Below are 15,750 nucleotides of genomic sequence, written 5' to 3' on the forward strand. Positions count from 1 at the left end.
GCAGTATGAGTGAAATTGAAAGGTTTATTAATAAATAACAGGCATTCACCACTGAGTTTCAATCGAGACCCAATATCGGTCGTACCTACGGCACTAGAGGAGATGAGATTTTGCTTTTGTCCCAGCAATGAATTGCTGGGTTAGTATGTCGGTCATACCTATGGTATTTGGATTTAAAGTCTGGAGACTTGAATGGATAGGGTCCAAGCCTCCACAAGGGAGGCAGGTTCTGAAGACTTGAACCATCGTAGTTGGATAGGGTCAAAGCCTCCACAAGGGAGGCAAGTCTGAAGACTTGATTAAAAAGTGCGCACACTTGACCGGGAGACCCAGCGTTGAGAATTATTAGAAAAAAGAGTTTTATCTTGGGAAGATAGGGTTTTGATGAATTTAGAAGGGAGAAGGGAGATTTTGAGTAGTAAGAGAAAGTGTTTTGAGATGAATATATTGTTTTCTTTTACTTTTTGCCTTGACGCAAAAAGTAACAATCCCCCCGATAGCTATCGGGGCTACGGGTCAAGACGGAGATATTCCCGATATTAAGATCGGGACAGGCTCTATCCGCGCTCAAGGCCAGCGCCGGCCCGGATCTCCGTCGTCCCACCCGCATCAGACAGTATGAGTGAAATTGAAAGGTTTATTAATAAATAATAGGCATTCACCACCGAGTTTCAATCGAGACCCAATATCGGTCGTACCTACGGCACTAAAGGAGATGAGATTTTGCTTTTGTCCCAGCAATGAATTGCTGGGTTAGTATATCGGTCATACCTATGGTATTTGGATTTAAAGTCTGGAGACTCTGAGGGGCAGTTAGAAAACTGCGCTTTGTTAAGGTGGAGATAATAAGTCTTTAACCGAGTGATTAGGACTTAGCACTGATCAAAATAAATGTAGATATCTTCGATAGTTCTATCAACTTATACAAGTGCCTTGTAGGTAGGTAAAAAATTATTTGATGCGAATCTATTTTTTATAGATTGTCAAAATGTTAAATATTGTAGGCTATCATGGAACTAGTGCTGAGTCAGCTGTAGGTATAATTAAAGAAGGGTTTAAAAACTCTGAAGGTGAAAATGAATGGATTGGCAAAGGCACTTACTTTTTTATTAAAGGAATTAGTTCAATACCTAGCGATCAAGCTCTCGAATGGGCAATCGCCGAAGCTTGGGACAATTCAAACAGAATAAATATATATAATAGGTTTGCCGTAATTAAATCAGAAATTAAGGTAGAGGAAGAACATTTATTAGATTTAACAATTGAAGATGGTGTTAACATTTTGAATTATATAATTGAGGCACATAAAAATAAAATTCAAAATATGGGTCGCTTTTTTGATTATAAAGATGGATATATAATTGATTTTGCTAGAGGAGAAGGATTATTAGATATTGATGTTGTGAAAGGAAATTATTATATTAAATTCGCGGAACAACGAAAAAGAGGAATAAATCTTAGAACAGCAAATTGTACGATTTGTTCGGTTTATGAACCAAACAAGAACATTACAAGTTCTACAATAGTAAAAGAAGGAGACATTTAGCCATGAAATTAACTGAAGAATTAAAGCGAAAAATAGATAGCTACTTTGAACAAGTTACTGTCGAGCACCTTTATAAAGTTTCATCTATCAAATATGGTTTCCAAGAAGATTTATCTTTAGAGGTGAAAGATAAATCATTCACTCATGTCAATGTAAATTTGTATCAAAAAAATACTGAATATTCTATCGACACCAATTCACCCACCGATCCAATGCCTCAGGCAGCGTAAACATGAAAATTCAACTATTAGATTGGAAAATTGAACATCTTAATTATGATATAATTACTGAAGAAGGAAGGAAAGATAATGTTTTTGACTTAAGTACATGGCACTCTTTTCCTGAAGAAAGCGAAAGTATATTTTTGGTGGGGTTCAAGATCAAAGTCAATGATTTAAATTTTGATTTAAATGTTGAATGTACTTTTCGTTTTGAGGTAGATAAAAAAATAACAGATGAGTTCAAACTTTCGCACTTCCCAAAAGTTAATGCTCCTGCGATTGCTTTTCCTTTTTTAAGAGCTTTTATATCTAATTTCACGTTACAAGCTGGTGTAAATCCTGTTATATTACCATCAATAAACTTTACTGAAATTAATAATTCAGCTAATGGGGAATGATTTCAAGTAACCTTTAGCTTTGGACAGAGGAAACTCTACACCTTTCCATTCAAACAAACTACTAACTACTTAAAGCAATAGAATTATTTATTCTGAACAGTCTACCATTATGTCTTAGTAGCAAGTGGTTTAATCGTTCAAACCAACAACTGGCTGATCCCCTGCCCTAATTAGGTGGGGGATTTTTTTTTGATCCTTGTATTGTAATACTGGGTAAGTATGTCGATCATGCCTTCCTTCGGTAGACAAGCCTACCTTCGGCAGGTAAACCTACGGCATTGGATTTAAAGTCTGAAGACTTGAATGGATAGGGTCCAAGCCTCCCGAAAAGGGAGGTAAATGTGAAGACTTGAACCATCGTAGTTGGATAGGAGGCAAGTCTGAAAACGTGAACCATCGTAGTCCAAGCCTCCACATGGGAGGCAAGTCTGAAGACTTGAATGGGTGAGGTCCAAGCCTCCCGAAAAGGGAGGTAAATGTGAAGACTTGAACCAAGGTCTGAAGACTTGAACCATGGTGGTATTCACCTTAAAAGTATGCCAGATGGCAGGAAGATTCTTGAATTCCATTTTTACTGCCAAAATTTATTGCTTGTAGTAAGTTTTGATTTTAGATTTATTCAGTAAGTAATTGAATATCTGATAAATGACCAGTAAAACCAAAAATATTCAAATTTGAAATTAGTGCTTTTGTATTTAACTACACGCAAAGGAGCGGAGGTACGAATGATATTTACATTTCAATTTAGAGCTATTTAAGTAATGATGATAATTAGTAATAAATATAAAAAGTATAAAAATTTAGAGATGCTTGTATTGATAGTGCTTATTACACTTTGGGTATATACAGGGATAAGTAAATTAGTAGACTTTCACGGATTTAAAGGAGCAATTCTAAATCAATCCTTTTCTAATGAAATCGGAGAATATGTTGCCTTTATAGTACCAATTAGTGAATTGATTATTGCAGGAATGTTAGTTTTTGGAAAAACAAGATTCTTAGGGTTGATCGCATCGATTTGTATGCTTTGTGTCTTCAGTACTTATGTTGGTCTAGTATGGAGCGAAGCATTTGATAGGGTACCTTGTGGTTGTGCTGGAATATTTGAAAGTATGGGGTGGGGAGCCCACCTCATTGTTAATTTGATATTGCTTGGGATGTCGATTCTGTCTGTAGTGACGAGGAAATGAGAAAGTTTAACTTGATACTTGAGGGGAAAAGTATAATAATTAAGGAGGAATATAAAAGGTGAATTTATGGGGATTCCCATTTGACAGGTACAAGGATCAAGGAGGTAAAAGGGTTAGGGTTATATTATAAACTAAGATAAATATTGAATTGATAGTATAATTTATAAAAATACTGCCCGATTCCATGAGTTGGTGATCTAGGTGGAATCAGCACCAAACTCAGGCAGGTGAAAGAGGGGATGCCGATAACCCATAATAGTGTAGGCAATTAAATTAAACGGTTTTTGCTGCCTTTTTTGAATGTTAAAAAAAGGAGTGCAAAATGAATAAATTAATGAAGTATGTGCCTGTATTGGTTTTTGTAATAGTTGCAGTGTTTGCTTTTGCATTTACTCAGCCAACAGATCCATTGCAGGCCAAATATGGTTTCTTCGGAAATGAATGGTACGATGCTACCAATGCAACGGAAGGAGTAGATTATCAATGTGATCTTCTTATTGAAGAAGTATGTACAAGATCAGCTCCAAACCAAGGTGCTTCCATAGTAGAAAATGGTCAGTTTATACCAGTGACCTTAAGTCCTATGGAGGATTAATTAAATATGAGGGGGTCTTTTAACCCCCTCTATTTTTTATTCTCTCTTATTCTGAATCAATCCACCAAGCTCAATATCATTTTCCGGAATAGGTAAAGCGAAATTAAGACTGTTTGGAGAAAGGGTGAAAACTTCCCCTCCCACTTGTCTTGATAAAACAATTGCTGAGGCAGCACTTTGATTAAACCTTCTCAAATCCATCCACCTTACTGGTCTGAATAAGAGCGTTTTTCTTCTTTCATTGAGAACAAATTGAAGTATTTCTTCTTCGTCTGTATTTTCGATCTGATTAAAGAAATTAGGATTGAAGCGTTTTTCAAGCAGTATGTTCATATAGTCCAATGCTTCTTGTCCTCTTCCAGTCCTTGCAAGACTTTCCGCTAAATTCAAATAAACTTCATCCATCGCTAAACCGGTAAACCAAGTTATCTGCCCAGAATAGTTGCCCTTAAAACTAATTCCTGAGGGTGTTTGCCTAAAGAAAATATTTCTTCTTAAATCCCCTTCTTCATACATTTCCAAAATAACTGGATTTACCATTGTTTCAGGTGAAAACCCAATAGTTCCATAAAAGCTTGCAGACTGGTGGAATATCAGTTCTTGATTTGAAGTAAAAGGAAAAGGAATGATTGGTGCCGCATTTACTGTATTGTAATCTTTGAGTTCATTCCCTAGAGAAATGGCAGTTCTGGCATACTCAGAAGCCATTTCGAAATCCCCCTCAATCATACTCAGTCGAGTCAATAAGGCGAATGCAGATACTTTTGAAGGTCTGGTCACTACATCAATAGCATCAGGAAGAAGCTCTACTGATTCGTTAAGATCTTTTAAAATAAATTGAAAGGTTTCTTCCAAATTAGATCTGGTAACTTGAAGATTGATATTATTACTTTTTCTCAGCGGTAGTCCAAGGTTTTGTGGAGCTGTGGAAGGATTGTATGGCAGGCAGAAAAGCTCCATTAAGTTGTGGTATGCCATGGCTCTGTAAAATAGTGCACGTCCTTTTATTCTTTGCTTTTTCAATCCTTCTTCTGCTGAATTTATTTCGAAATTCTCCAGACCGTTTAAAACTAGATTAGCATTGAATATTTGTTGGTAAGAGATGCTCCAGTCTGGAAAATTAGGTGTCCCTTGCAGTAAGTCCTTATCCCAAGTATAAACTTGTCTTTCCATAAGTGTTCTGGCGGCAAAACCTACATCTGAAAGTATGATATCGTCTGCACTTATTACAATTGCACCAGAACCCGTATTCATTCTTCTTAAAACTGAATCATCCAGAAGCCCTTGTAAATCATCAAGGGAAGTGGGTACCACAAGAGAGATATCCGGTTTCTCGTCCAAAAATTCCGCACATGCTCCCAGGCTAAATAATAGGGAAAATGCTATCACATATTTATTTATCGTTAGTTTCATTGTTTTTAAGTTAAATAGTGGGCTATAAATTTAAATTGACACCGAAGGTCATTGATCTCATGGGTCTTACTGTTCTAAAATCAGGATCTAAAGGCAAATCTGTTGCCTTCCATAAGACTCCCAGATTGTTGAGGTAGAGAAACACTTCCAATCTATCGATCTTCAATTTGGAAGGTGATTGGAGTGTGTAAGACATGCGGATATCCTGAAGTCTAATATGATCTCCCCTTTCAATCAAAACTTCTGAATTATTGTAGAGAGTTGCGCTATTGTTGTCATAGCTTGAAGGCAAGCTTGGTACATCGGTGATGACTTCATCACCGGGATTCTGCCATCTTCTTTCGTAATCTGAATGAGTGATCCAGCCATTTAACAAGCTAAAATAGCTCAAAGTGGGTCTTCTAAAGACATAGCCCATTCTATAGCTGATATTTGCTGATACAGAAAAGTTTTTCCATGCAAAGTCATTTCGGAGTGCGCCAAAAACGGTTGGTCTTCCATAGCCTTCAAATATCAAATCATCTATTTCCATACTGCTGATTACTGCACCCGCGTTAGTGCTTGGTTCTCCATCCAAAAAGCCTCTTGGATTACCTGTGTCAGGGTCTAGTCCAGCGTATGGAATGGTATAAACTGCATGGAGCGGATATCCAACTCTAGGTCTTGGGCCTACACCTGAACCTCCTGTTCCGTAGTCAAAATAGGAAGTTGCATTTAAAAGGCCTTCAAAGTCTGTCACTTCCTCTTTGTTTACCGATAGGAAAAAGTTGGTATTCCATTTAAAATTTCTGTCCTGTCTTAGGTTTTTTGAGTTAAGGTTTAGATCCCATCCTCTGGTTACCATGCTTGAAAAATTTCCAGTAAAGGTGGTGATACCTGAATTACTTGGAAAAGGTATCGTTCCAATAAGGTCTATGCCATTTTTACTGTAATATTCTATGTTTCCAGAAAGTCTCCCGCCTTTGGTCTCAAAATCCAATGCCAAATTTAAAATACCGATCCTTTCCCATCTTAAATCCGGATTACCAGGATTATTTAAAGCCAAATAAGGAAGATTTCCTATGGTCGAAGCTTGTCTTATAAATGCTGTTGGAAAAGCACTTAGAGAAGAATTGACATTTCCATTAAATCCATAAGTACTTCGTAATCTAACAAATGGAACTGCATCCCATTTGTAGAAACTTTCTTCACTGAGGTTCCAGTTTAGGCCTGTTGACCATAGAGGCACCAGGCGTTGATTTGCATTGACTCCAAATATATTGGATCCATCCTGTCTGGCGCTCAAGCTCAAGACATATTTGTTGTCATGTGTATAGCTCAAGTTTGCGTAGCCTGAAACAAATCTGGTAACTGTTCCACTTACATTTTGAACTCTTGGGATGTTGTTGAAAGCATTATTTGATGAATTTCGAAAGAAGGTAGTGTAATCAACAGGAAGGCTCGCACCTGTCTCCGAATCATAGCCATACCAACGGTTAGAATTACCTCTTGTGGTCAAATTCTTTGCTTCTGCACCGGCAAGCCCACTTATATAACCCTTATCTCCAATTTTGCCATTATATTTCAATTGGGCTCTAAATTGGTGGCTTTGTGAAAATACATCTGTATAATCCCTTACTCCTCCGTTAGGAATATTCCGTATAGGATTACCATTGGAAGCAAAAGTTGTGTAATCATTGATGATATCACGAGCGAAAAAGCTTTCTGATTTTCTTAATTGCTCAGTTCCTGAGCTGTTTGACCAATATTGATGCATTACCTCAGCTTCCAAGCCAGGCAAAATAGTATATGAGATTCCGGTATTGATTCTAAAATCATTTTGTCTGAAACTATCCTGTGTTGCACCAATTTCATCTAGTGGTACATAATCCCAATTTAGGAATCCATTTTCTTGGGCATTTTCAGCAAACCTTCTGCTTACCCCGCGAATGATAGGCAAGTTATTACCGTTTGGGTCTCTAAGAGGTTCATAGAGGTAGTTGGAAGATGGAACAGCTGTTTCAGAGATTCTTCTCCCCTGTGTAAGATATATTCCTGAATTGATCTTTAATCTGTTATTTGCCAGCGTAAAATTATTCTGTGCATTGAGCGTTACTCTGTTGTTTGCATTTGAGATGATTTCCTGCTTGATACCATCAAAACCCGCAGAAATGCTGTAATTGTGAAATTCTGAACCTCCACTTACACCAAGAGAATATTGCTGACGCACTTCAGGTCTATAGAAAAACCTTTGAAGATCACGTCTTAAGTCAGTATTTCTGTATCCATCAATGATGTTTTCTGCTTGTTGAGCACTTATAAGCCCATCTCGCTGTTTGATCAGTGTTTCCACCACAGGTGATAATGTCAAATTACCCATATTCCCTTCCCTATCAGCAAATTGACCCCGATTAAAAAGCATTTTTTCTGCATCAATAAATGCATCTACAGACATAAAGTCCTCATAAAATAGATCCCTTGGTTGGACTACTGTAGTATTTGCATTTATTGAGACTTTGATTGGCATTCCCTTTTTCCCTTTTTTGGTTGTAATCACAACAACCCCATTCCCAGCTTTGGCACCCCAAATAGAGGCTGCTGCTGCATCCCTCAGTACTGTGATGGATTCTACATCATTGGGGTTAATGTTTTCCAATGGACCATCATGAGGGAAATTGTCTATGATGATAAGTGGACGGGCATCAGAGAATAAAGTAGATGTTCCTCTTATGGTAAAGTCATTTTGTGTTCCTGACATATCCCTATTAAATATCAAACCCGGTGTGATATCTTCCAGTCTATCTAGGATATTTGTACTTATCCTTCTGTTGACTAGCTTATTATCAACCTGAACAAAGGAGCCTGTTGCTCGTTCTTTGGGAATTTCCTGATATCCTGTGGAAAATACTTCTACTTCAGAAAGTCCCAATGCATCTTCAAATAGTTCGAAATGTAAATTTGATGCTGCATCGGTTGGAATATTCATTTCAAACTCTTGTGTTTGGTATCCTATGTAAGAAACGATTAGGATATGTTTCCCTTCCGAAAGTCTCAGGGAGAACTCCCCATCCAGATCTGTTATTGATCCAATTGATGTACCTTTTGCAACTATTGATGCTCCTATGGCTGCTTCTTTGGTAGGGCGGAGCGTCACCTTTCCACTGACCAAATGATCCGATTGTCTTGCGTGGGACAGTCCCACTGTGAACAGTAATACAATTAAGTAGAGTAGTCTTTTCATATTTATATGTTTATGGTTTTTGGTTGATTGATTCTTCGATAATTTTTATTAGTTCATCGGCACTTTTGTTGAGGCCTGAGGTTTCTAGAATCTTCCCTTCCTTATCCAGTAGAACTTGACTGGGAAATCCATGAATTGAAAAGTATTTCAGTAGAGGGTGCTCTTTCCCCTGTCCTCCCGTGTATAAGTTGTATGAATGTGAAGTAGTGTATCTCCCAGATTGGAGGCTTTTTTGCCATTTGGAATAATCCGTATCTATGGAGACTGTAAGGAATTGGATATTATCATTGTCTGAAAAGTGTTCTTCGACCCGATGCATTACATTTTGATTAAAAAGCACACATGCCTGGCATCCGGTGAACCAAAAATCCATAAATACCGCCTTTCCTTTAAATTCATGGAGTCCTACTTCTTCATTTTTATCATTTATCAATTTGAAATCAGGAACTTCAGTACCCTTTTTCTTTCCTGCTACAAACTTGCTGAGCATATTTATGGAGGTACTGTCTTTCATCACAGCAAATGCAGTATCGAGGTATAGGTCTTTTTTGGAAATGACGGGATAGAATCTGATGATAAATTTGGATAGCATCCTATCTCTAAAGGGTTCATTTTCTATGGCAAGTACTTCGTCAAGGGCTCTAGTTTTCGAAGCATATCCATCAGCGACATACTTTTCTAGTAGGTAATCGGAGTAGAATGGCGCATACATTAATAGTTTAGGGTCAAAAATAACCTCAGGAAATTCCTTGGTATGCTTTAGATATGCCTCTGACCAAGCCTCTCTGTCATCTTTTGGGGTAACATTGAAGCTAAATACTTTTGAGAAGAGGAGTTTTCCAAGAAAATTAAGTTCCAGTAGTTTTAAGAAATCTGTGTCTAAGATTCCTTGGTATTTGGCGATCACATCAAATCCATGATGATCATCTACCCTGTTTTCCAAGCGATTTATAAAATAGTCCAGGCGGTCTGTCTTGGCATAAGGAACAAAGCTTCTTATGCCATAGCTTGGGGTTTTGGCATCTTTGCCGCTTTCAAGAAACTGTGACACATCATCCACCGGGAAGTATGCCGGTAGTGTGGCAGACTCTTCCATCAAGGCATCATCGAGCTCTTTCTGGATTTTATATTTTGATGCTGATGGTCCTGTGAACACCAGTCTATTTTTGAACCTATCCAGGAATACCCCTACCGTATCTCCTGGACTAATCAAGAAATCGGAAAAAATCACTCCATGTTCCTTGGATGTTAAAGTGGCAAAAGCAGGACCTTTTAGAGGCTGGGTTGTTGTCGTAAAAGCTACTTGTCCTGGAAGTCCGTAAAAACCATCCCCTCCCTGCGCATGGATCTCCAGAATGGTTGGGTTTGGGAGTTTCACCATTTTACCCAAAAAGTCCTCATAAATACTTAGGCTTAATGTATCAAAGGGCGATCTGGTAAGAATTTCTCCGTGGATCAGTACGCTCTTAGTCTGGTTAGATTCGGCTAGCTGTGCTTCAACTGTAATTGTCAAGGTGCTGAATACAAATATCAGCATCAAAAATTTGGGATTCCATGTATTAAGTTTGATGCTACTTAGAGCCCAGATACCGTTGGAGGAATGAGATGGATTCTTTTCAAGGAGCTCCTTTGTTATTGTTGTTCTATTTAAAATTAGTTTCTTCATCATAGGGACTGTGTATTAGTTACTGGTTGATTTAGTGATTGGTTTGGGTTTTTCATCTACAATGATCAGGATATTGATTAGAGGAGGTGGATTGGTTTCTGGTTCTGGGGGTTTGTCGGGTTGCATTTTTTAGTTGATTAGGTTATCAGTAGAATGGGTTAATTGAGGTAAAAGGTGAAAGGTGAAAGGTTGGGTTTAGAGGGTTATTTCCGCCACGGCGGACAAGTGGTTAACTGGTTAATTGAGTTGGGTTAGTGGTTGAAAGATGAGGTAAAAGGGTAAAGGTGAAAGGTGAAAGGTTTGGTCAGTGGTTGAGATTTCGTCTTTTAGTCGTCACATCGAGCGAAGGGAGATATTCCCGCACCCCGAAAGGAATCGGGAGCGGGACAGGCCTCCTTACCGCCTCCCTAAAGTGAGGCAGGATCGAAATGACGAAGAAGTTGAAATGTCGTCTTGAGGTCGTTACATCAAACTGTCTTGCTTCTCGCTTCTTATCTCTTTCCTCTCAAGAAGAAAGGGAGGCCGGCGGGTTGTGAGTGGAATCGTGTTTGCCGGCCTGGGGAGTTACGGTTAGGCTCCCCCACTCCGCCGTCCAATAGTGTCGTCACCTTGTGTGTTTCCGAGCTGCTATTTGTTTACTTATGAGGAAAGATGGACGGGGAGGCCCTTTATGAGGGTAGATTTTAGAGGGTAGATTTAAGATTTGGGGGGCGGGTTGGTTTCATGGTTTTAGTTATTTGGTTAATTGGTTAATTGAGTTATTAGGGATTGGAAGATTTGAAAATTGAAAGATTGAAAGATTGGGTTGGTGGTTGATTGAGGTTGGAAGGTTTTAAAGTTGAAATGTTTTAAGGTTGGATTAGTGGTAAGTTGAGGTTAAAGGTGAAAGGGAAAAGGTTAAAGGTTTGGTTTGTGGTTAAGATGTCGTATTTGAGTCGTCACATCGAGCGAAGGGAGATGTCTCGATAAATGGTTAACTGGTTAATTGGTTAATTGAGTAAAGGTCTTGGTACAACTTGTCCGCTGTGGCGGATCGTACTTCGTACTTTGTACATTTTACTCTCTTGCATTCCCGCACCCCGATAGGAATCGGAAGCGGGACAGGCTTTGTTTCTGAAGAAAACCCCAGCGCGGTGGGCAGCAATGTGTTCGCTGCAAACCAGTTTAGCATCACTTGTTTTTAGGTTAGACATAGTTTCCACTGGCTGGGGGTATTGGGGTGAGGCAACTTTTCTTTTTTTTGGTTAATTGGTTATTAGTTGAATTGAGTTATTAGGGGTTAGAAGGTTGGAAAGTTGGAAGGTTATAAGGTTGCTTATAGATTGGAAGGTTGGTCCCCCCGATAGTTATCGGGGCTATCGGGATGAAAGATTGGGTTGATAGTTAGAAGGTTTGAAAGTTGAAATGTTTTAAGGTTGGGTCTGAATAGGTTATTTGGTTTAATGGTTAATTGAGTTAGGGTTAGTGGTTGAGATGGTGTCTTGTGGCTCGTCATATCGATCCCGAAAGCTTTCGGGAGAGATATCTCGTTTTGGTTACTAGAGCCTAGCTTCTTTAGAACTCCTCTCCTGCTTATGTCGAGATGAGATTTTCCCGCACCCCGATAGGAATCGGGAGCGGGACGGGCCTCCCTATCGCCTCCCCTTTTAGGAGGTACCCCTCCCTTGTAGGCAAGCCTCTTTGGGAGGTAAATTCGAAATGACGTGGAAGTCGAAATGACAGAGTAGTCGGATTGACGGGAAGGCATGGCGATGCCAGGGAGTATGTTTTTTGTGCTTTCATACAAATAATATTTGAAGTCTAGAGGGAAACTGAATAGATTTGGAGATCCAGCATCTAGATTTAAAGAGAAGCCGCATCTTGGTACTTTGTACTTGGTACATAGTACAAACCACTTTGGCTTCTTAAATCATAGACAAGACAATTCCATTCAGGGGGAATATCCTCTGTTAGACTTGGGTTAAGAAGATTGATTTTGGGGTCTTGCCTATCGGGGCTTCTGCAGGAGCGAGGTGATAGGAAGATTGGCGAGCGCATCCATGACGTATGTGTTATGGAAAAGCGTATCTGAGTAGATGGCTCTTGGGAAAAAGATGATGAAGAGGCGGCGAAACTTCAAGGACCTCAATAAAGACCCTATATGCTGCAGCTATTCATCGGTAAGCATTTCAAACTGGAGACTTGATGATATTGCGCTGGATTTCTTGTAGAGAAACCATTCTAGAAAGGAGCTTCCTATCCAAATTCTCTGCTTCACAAACAGTGTTTGTCGATTGAATTTGAATATTTATTAATAGTCCATTCATATTACAAGTGCATTATTTTTCTGAATATGCTTTAGATTAAAGGAAATACTTAGTATCTTGAACTAAGAACCTTATATCACAAATTTTGTAAAAAAGAATGAATGAGTAGGGTAGAAAAATTTCTATTTGAGTGGATAGAATTCTAGTTAAGTCAAAATAATACTAAGATGGTCAAAGCACAAAAAATCATGCGGATTCTCAGAGAATCCAGAGATTATTCTCAGGAGTATGTAGCTAATGTGCTAGACATTAATCAAAAAACATATTCCAATTTAGAGTCTGGAAAAACTAAGCTCACACTAGAAAGAATTCAACAATTAGCAGAATTCTATCATGTAAAGCCTGATTATTTTTTGGCTGATGAGTTACCAATTATTAATTACAATACTGGTACAAAAAGTAATAGCAATAGTGGTTACATTCACAACTACATAACTGAGAATAGCAAAGAATCTCTTTATGAAAGATTAATTTCAGAAAAAGATCAAATTATTAAAGAAAAGGATCACCAAATTAATCTCCTCAAAGAGTTAATTGAAACCTTAAAATCAGATTTAAATTCATTTAAAACTTCAAAATAGAAATATGAGTAATATTGTTGTAAAGACCTTAATGGCAGACAGAAAATTAACAGCCGAAGAAATTTCTAAAGGTTCTGATATTTTCTTAGAAGAAGTAAAAGGTATAATTGATGGTAAAATGAAAATGACTATTCAAAATGCAGTCAAGCTTGGTGATTTTTTTGAAATCCCTGCTGAGATTTTTTTTACGGAAAGTTCACTCGTAAACCACAATAATATTGGAGAGAAAAGTAACAGTAATAGTGGTTTTATTGGGACTTATAAAAATGATTAACCTTATTAAATCATAACTTAAAAAGTTGTGTTTGATCACAATTAATTTAAAAGCCTCATTTATTTGAGGCTTTTATGATTAAAATACCCTGTAGTTGGTATTTTTTGATTGGAGGGGAATGGGTAAGTTTGGTTAGTCAAGCATGACTAGGAATTAGTTAAATTGAGGTGATCTGTTTGGATTAGTTAGAGTGGTGGATGACTGTTAGAATCAAAAAATACTCAAAAATTTGCTTCTTTTGTTTTAAAAAACGAAACCCACTAGTTTGAAGAGCTTCAGGGACTAATGGGAATAAGATGATACAAAGGTAAATCGAAATTTTGAAAATGCAAAAAAATCAATAAAATAATGAAATATAGCGACTTTGCTAAAGTAATGACTAACGCCCGAATGAATCGCTATTTATTAGCGTGTAGTGGTAATACTCGTAAGGCAATGACACTTTATAGAAAGAATTTACAACTCACTCAAGAGCTTTTTACAGTAATTAGTTGTTTCGAAGTGGCCTTAAGAAACTCTATAGATAGAACTATAACTCCTGCCTTTGGTAATAACTGGCTGAGAGATGCAGCTTCAGTAGGCGGCGTATTTGATACTTCAAAGTGCCGTTTAACAAGAGATAATATTAATGATGCGATAAGTAAATTACATACTTATAATCATTTTAAGTTAGTAGCAGAATTGGGATTTGGTTTTTGGCGTTTTATGTTTGCCCAAAATCAGTTTAATGCCACTGGACGAATATTGTTACGAGTATTTCCCTCTAAGCCAACATCAACACCAGCCATACAATATAACAACATCTATATTTTCAATCAGTTGGCTCAATTGAACGGCATTAGAAACAGAATGGCACACCACGAACCTATCTGCTTTTTACCTGGAACCCCAATAAAAGACACTAAGTATGCAAGACAACACTATAATTTAATTTTACAACTTTTTCAATGGATGCAAATTGATGAAGCAGCTTTACTTTATGGTTTAGACCACATTAATACAGTTTGCAACGAAATTGATAATTTATAAAGCAAGACAACCCCACTGGTTCAAGTCTCCTAACTTGGACTCAAACCTATCGCAGTTTTCAAACTGCCTCTCAAAGTCTCCAGACTTTAAATCCAATGTCATAGGTTTACCTACAGAAAGTAGGTAGGACTGACATACTTGCTCGGAATCTTAATGCAAGGATTTAAGAATTTGATTGAGTTCCTCCAATGCTGTAAACATGACAGAAATGAAATTTTGGTCAAATAAACCCAATTTTAATCCCATCGAATTCGATGGGATTAAAATTTCGTCGGGCTCAAATAGCTTTTAAATATCCTTCATTTATGCGCCATAGCGCATCAAATTGTACGAATTGGAGGAAGGAGTGAAAGGGTTTGAAAGGATGAAGGCAAAAGGAAAAAAAAGGTTAAGGTTTATAATGGTTAAAAGGTTTATGGTTAAGTGTAAAATCGTTAAAAAGGTGTTTTTAGTGGCATTATGGAGAGGTTGGGACGAGGTTGAACCGTCTGACGATTATGGGAGGTATGAAAATTAAACCGGATTTCAAGATCTCTGTCATTTCCGGTAGTATAAAATAATCATTTTTGAATATTGTAATGAAAAATACCAAGTATAGGGGATTTTTTGATTATTCATAAGTACTTATATTTAGGCTATTCAATGATATAGGATTAGCAAAAAAGAAATAATTCAAATTCTTATAAGATGGATCAATTACAATTTCAAAATTCAAAACAATGTCAGATGAAAGTTTATTAAAAGGAGAAAAATTGATAGGATTCTATTGTAGTAAGAAAGTTAAGTTAACTAATTACAGATTACTTTACAAAGACATTTCCTCTGGGGGTTATCAAATTCAAAGTGTGTTTCTCGATCAAATAAGTCTAGTACAATCAAAGTATCAAAGGTTCTTTCAATTTATAATAGGTGGAGTTATTTTGATGATACTTGGTCTAATTATCCCTTTAGAAGATGAGTTTTTTAAACCCATTTTATTCATTACTGGAGTAGTATTAATTATAGTTTTCTTCTTTATTAATAACTACAAATTAACAATCTATACTACTGGTAGTGGTGTAATTAAAATACCACCTTTTGCGATTGAAAAGAAGAATCGTATAGAATTCCTTCATACGCTCGATCAAGCCATCTTGGATTATAAAACCAAAGCCGATTCTATTGATGATGGAAATAAGCCATTTAAAAAAGAAGATTTTTATTAGGGGACTAAATGTAGAATCATGACTAAAATTTAGAAGGATAATAAAAGTATAGATTCAATCTAAAATTAGGAGATTGGATTTGAAAGGATGAAAGAGGAAATTGAAA

Annotated in this window: 14 protein-coding genes; 10 read left to right on the plus strand and 4 right to left on the minus strand. The window is 37.3% G+C overall.

Annotated elements, in window-relative coordinates; translation table 11 throughout:
• Positions 1-988: 988 nt before the first annotated feature.
• Genes IEV57_RS04120 through IEV57_RS04130 form a run of 3 tightly spaced genes read left to right on the plus strand, consistent with a single transcriptional unit; the run spans position 989 to position 2,165 of the window.
• Positions 989-1,546: a hypothetical protein gene (locus tag IEV57_RS04120; RefSeq protein WP_188439954.1), complete on the plus strand. Its 558-nt coding sequence runs from the start codon at positions 989-991 to the stop codon at positions 1,544-1,546.
• Between the two features lie 2 nt (positions 1,547-1,548).
• A complete protein-coding gene (locus IEV57_RS04125; RefSeq protein ID WP_188439956.1) occupies positions 1,549-1,776 on the plus strand; it encodes a hypothetical protein in 228 nt (75 codons plus the stop codon).
• 2 nt (positions 1,777-1,778) lie between these two features.
• Positions 1,779-2,165, plus strand: coding sequence for a protein-export chaperone SecB (locus IEV57_RS04130; protein WP_188439958.1), 387 nt, complete (start codon positions 1,779-1,781; stop codon positions 2,163-2,165).
• Positions 2,166-2,449: 284 nt separating this feature from the next.
• Here the strand turns inward: IEV57_RS04130 and IEV57_RS04135 are convergent, their stop codons facing one another.
• Positions 2,450-2,734, minus strand: a complete 285-nt coding sequence (locus IEV57_RS04135; protein WP_188439960.1) for a hypothetical protein — start codon at positions 2,732-2,734, stop codon at positions 2,450-2,452.
• 237 nt (positions 2,735-2,971) lie between these two features.
• Between IEV57_RS04135 and IEV57_RS04140 the strand changes: the two genes are divergently transcribed.
• Entirely contained in the window at positions 2,972-3,355 is a 384-nt protein-coding gene (locus tag IEV57_RS04140; protein WP_188439962.1) for a MauE/DoxX family redox-associated membrane protein, read from the plus strand.
• A gap of 322 nt (positions 3,356-3,677) precedes the next feature.
• Positions 3,678-3,950, plus strand: a complete 273-nt coding sequence (locus IEV57_RS04145) for a hypothetical protein (RefSeq protein ID WP_188439964.1) — start codon at positions 3,678-3,680, stop codon at positions 3,948-3,950.
• Positions 3,951-3,986: 36 nt separating this feature from the next.
• Here the strand turns inward: IEV57_RS04145 and IEV57_RS04150 are convergent, their stop codons facing one another.
• The 3 genes from IEV57_RS04150 to IEV57_RS04160 are packed head-to-tail and all read right to left on the minus strand — an operon-like array spanning position 3,987 to position 10,252.
• Positions 3,987-5,363, minus strand: coding sequence for a RagB/SusD family nutrient uptake outer membrane protein (locus IEV57_RS04150; protein WP_188439966.1), 1,377 nt, complete (start codon positions 5,361-5,363; stop codon positions 3,987-3,989).
• Between the two features lie 22 nt (positions 5,364-5,385).
• Positions 5,386-8,583, minus strand: a complete 3,198-nt coding sequence (locus IEV57_RS04155; protein ID WP_188439968.1) for a SusC/RagA family TonB-linked outer membrane protein — start codon at positions 8,581-8,583, stop codon at positions 5,386-5,388.
• A 10-nt stretch (positions 8,584-8,593) separates the two neighbouring features.
• Positions 8,594-10,252 (minus strand): TlpA family protein disulfide reductase, encoded by a 1,659-nt coding sequence (locus IEV57_RS04160; protein ID WP_188439970.1) that lies wholly within the window; start codon positions 10,250-10,252, stop codon positions 8,594-8,596.
• 2,470 nt (positions 10,253-12,722) lie between these two features.
• Between IEV57_RS04160 and IEV57_RS04170 the strand changes: the two genes are divergently transcribed.
• The 5 genes from IEV57_RS04170 (at position 12,723) to IEV57_RS04190 (ending at position 15,644) form a co-directional block, all read left to right on the plus strand.
• Positions 12,723-13,136, plus strand: a complete 414-nt coding sequence (locus IEV57_RS04170; protein ID WP_188439974.1) for a helix-turn-helix domain-containing protein — start codon at positions 12,723-12,725, stop codon at positions 13,134-13,136.
• A gap of 4 nt (positions 13,137-13,140) precedes the next feature.
• Positions 13,141-13,410 carry a helix-turn-helix transcriptional regulator gene (locus tag IEV57_RS04175; protein ID WP_188439977.1) on the plus strand — a complete coding sequence of 90 codons (270 nt, stop codon included), beginning with the start codon at positions 13,141-13,143 and terminating at the stop codon, positions 13,408-13,410.
• Positions 13,411-13,758: 348 nt separating this feature from the next.
• A complete protein-coding gene (locus IEV57_RS04180) occupies positions 13,759-14,439 on the plus strand; it encodes an Abi family protein (RefSeq protein ID WP_188439979.1) in 681 nt (226 codons plus the stop codon).
• 334 nt (positions 14,440-14,773) lie between these two features.
• Positions 14,774-14,956, plus strand: a complete 183-nt coding sequence (locus IEV57_RS04185; RefSeq protein ID WP_188439981.1) for a hypothetical protein — start codon at positions 14,774-14,776, stop codon at positions 14,954-14,956.
• Between the two features lie 202 nt (positions 14,957-15,158).
• A complete protein-coding gene (locus tag IEV57_RS04190; protein ID WP_188439983.1) occupies positions 15,159-15,644 on the plus strand; it encodes an SdpI family protein in 486 nt (161 codons plus the stop codon).
• The last annotated feature ends 106 nt before the right edge of the window (positions 15,645-15,750 follow it).

It is taken from the genome of Belliella aquatica, from assembly GCF_014637795.1.
In the GTDB taxonomy this organism is placed as follows: domain Bacteria; phylum Bacteroidota; class Bacteroidia; order Cytophagales; family Cyclobacteriaceae; genus Belliella; species Belliella aquatica.